The following is a 2,052-nucleotide window of genomic DNA, read 5'->3' as shown; positions in this document are numbered from 1 at the left end:
GCATCGACGCGCCCTCGCCCTTCGGCCGCCGCCACCTGGCCCCGGCCATCGCCGAGTTTCTCGGCGCCAACCCCGGGCTGGACGTGCAGCTGCGCCTGATCGACAGCTTCACCGACCTGCACGGCGAACACCTCGGCGAAGTGGACATAGTCGTGCGCATCGGCCCGCTGCCGGACAGTCGCCTGGTCGCCACGCCGCTGGCCTCGATGACCCGCATCCTCTGCGCCAGCCCGGACTACCTGCGCCGCCGCGGCATTCCGCGCAGCCCGTTGGAGCTGGAGCAGCACGACGGCCTCGACTGGGACAGCCTGGCGCCGCCCTACGCCTGGCGCTTCGAGGCGGACGGCAAGCTGCAGCTGTGCAAGCCCAAACGCCTGCGCCTGACCACCAACAACGCCGAAACCCTGCTGTTCAGCGCCCTCGCCGGCCTGGGCATCGCCCACCTGCCGACCTGGCTGAGCAGCGAGCACCTGCAGCGCGGCGAACTGCTGCCGCTGTTCTGCGAGGCCGGCCTGCCGCCGGCAGAGCCGGTGAGCATCTACGCCCTGCGCCTGGAGCGCGAAGCCAGCCCGCGCACGCGCCTGCTGCTGAGCTTTCTCAAGCAGCGCTTCGGCTTCCCGCCGCCCTGGGACCAGGCCCTGCAGGCCGGCCTGGCGACGCCGCAGCAATAGCACGGGAAACCATGGGAGGGGCGTTAGCCGCGACAAAGCCGGAGCCTTGCCGCCGGCAGAGCCCGAATCCCGGGCACAAAAAACCCGGCGCCAAGGCCGGGTTTTGTCTGACGCGCAGGCTTAGGCTTGCGGCGCCTGGGTGCGGCCCTTGTAGGAACCGTCACGGGTGTCGATCTCGATCCAGTCGTCGATGCCGACGAACTCGGCGACCTTGATCTCGGTGCCGTTGCGCAGCTTGGCCGGCTTCATCACCTTGCCGGAGGTGTCGCCACGGGCAGCGTTCTCGGTGTAGACCACCTGACGCACGATGGTGGTCGGCAGGTCGACGGAGATCACCTTGCCTTCGAAGAACACGGCTTCGCAGACGTCGGTCATGCCTTCTTCGATGAACGGCAGGACGCTTTCCAGGTCTTCGGCGCGCAGTTCGTAGGAGTTGTACTCAGGATCCATGAACACGTAGTCCTCACCGCTGATATAGGACAGGGTCACTTCCTTGCGCTCGAGGATCACCGGCTCCATCTTGTCGTCGGCCTTGTACACGGTCTCGGTCTTGGAGCCGTTGAGCAGGTTCTTCAGCTTCATCTTGACGATGGCGCTGTTACGGCCGGACTTGGTGAACTCGGCCTTCTGGATCAGCCACGGCTGGCCGTCGATCAGGGCCACGCTGTTGGGCTTCATTTCTTGTGCGGTTTTCATACGAATATCCGAAATATGCGGGAGGTACAGAAATCTAGGCCGCGTATGATAGCCAATTTCGGTAAAACTGTTCCAGCGCCGTGGCAAGGTCCGGCCGAGCGGCCTGCTCAACGCACCAGCGCTCGGCGTGCGCCGCCAGCTCCGGCCAGACCGGCAACAGCCTGTCCCAGGCCTCGCCCATGCCCTTGCCGGCGTTCCAAGCGCGGCACAATTCGCCCAGGGCTGCGGCCGCCGCGGGCGACAGTTCGGCGCCGTACAGCGCCAGAAAAGCTTCCAGCTTGTCCCAGTGGGCGCCCTCCTCCTGCTGATAGATGTGCCAGAGCAGCGGTCGCCCGGCCCACTGCGCGCGGACGAAGGAATCCTCGCCGCGCACCGCATTGAGGTCGCAGCACCAGAGCAAGCGGTCGTAGTCGTCCTGCGCCATGAACGGCAGCACCTGGATCTGCAGGCTGCCGCGCTGCCGACGGTCGCCGGGGGCCAGCCCGTCCTCGCCGAGCCAGGCCTGCATGTCGCCGAGGATCTTGCCCTGCGGCACCAGCAGCTGACTGGCCTGGCGCTCGTCCGCCAGCGCCTGCAGCCAGTCCGCCAGCCCCGGGTTCTCGTAGGCGAACAGCGAGATCAGCCGCGCGCCGGCCTGGCGCGTCACGCCGAGGCGCTGCAGAAAGACCTGCTGCGCCGCCGCATC

General features: G+C 67.3%; 3 protein-coding genes. 1 reads left to right on the top strand and 2 read right to left on the bottom strand.

Translation table 11 applies throughout. The annotated features are described in order from the left end of the window. On the top strand, nucleotides 1-671 hold a 671-nt coding region (locus tag N878_RS18540; RefSeq protein ID WP_021445076.1), incomplete at its 5' end, for a substrate binding domain-containing protein. Nucleotides 672-791: 120 nt separating this feature from the next. On the opposite strand, the gene efp is transcribed toward N878_RS18540, so the two are convergent. Both efp and earP read right to left on the bottom strand, forming a co-directional pair. Then, on the bottom strand, nucleotides 792-1,367 hold the full coding sequence (efp, locus tag N878_RS18535) for an elongation factor P (RefSeq protein ID WP_031303472.1): 576 nt from the start codon (nucleotides 1,365-1,367) through the stop codon (nucleotides 792-794). Nucleotides 1,368-1,401: 34 nt separating this feature from the next. Then, nucleotides 1,402-2,052: elongation factor P maturation arginine rhamnosyltransferase EarP (gene earP / locus N878_RS18530; protein WP_021445074.1), on the bottom strand; the 651-nt coding region annotated here is incomplete at its 5' end.

Source organism: Pseudomonas sp. EGD-AK9, from assembly GCF_000465935.2.
Classification (GTDB): Bacteria; Pseudomonadota; Gammaproteobacteria; order Pseudomonadales; family Pseudomonadaceae; genus Aquipseudomonas.
The sequence above is the reverse complement of the archived record's forward strand: the minus strand, read 5'-3'. Positions and strand labels throughout refer to the sequence as shown.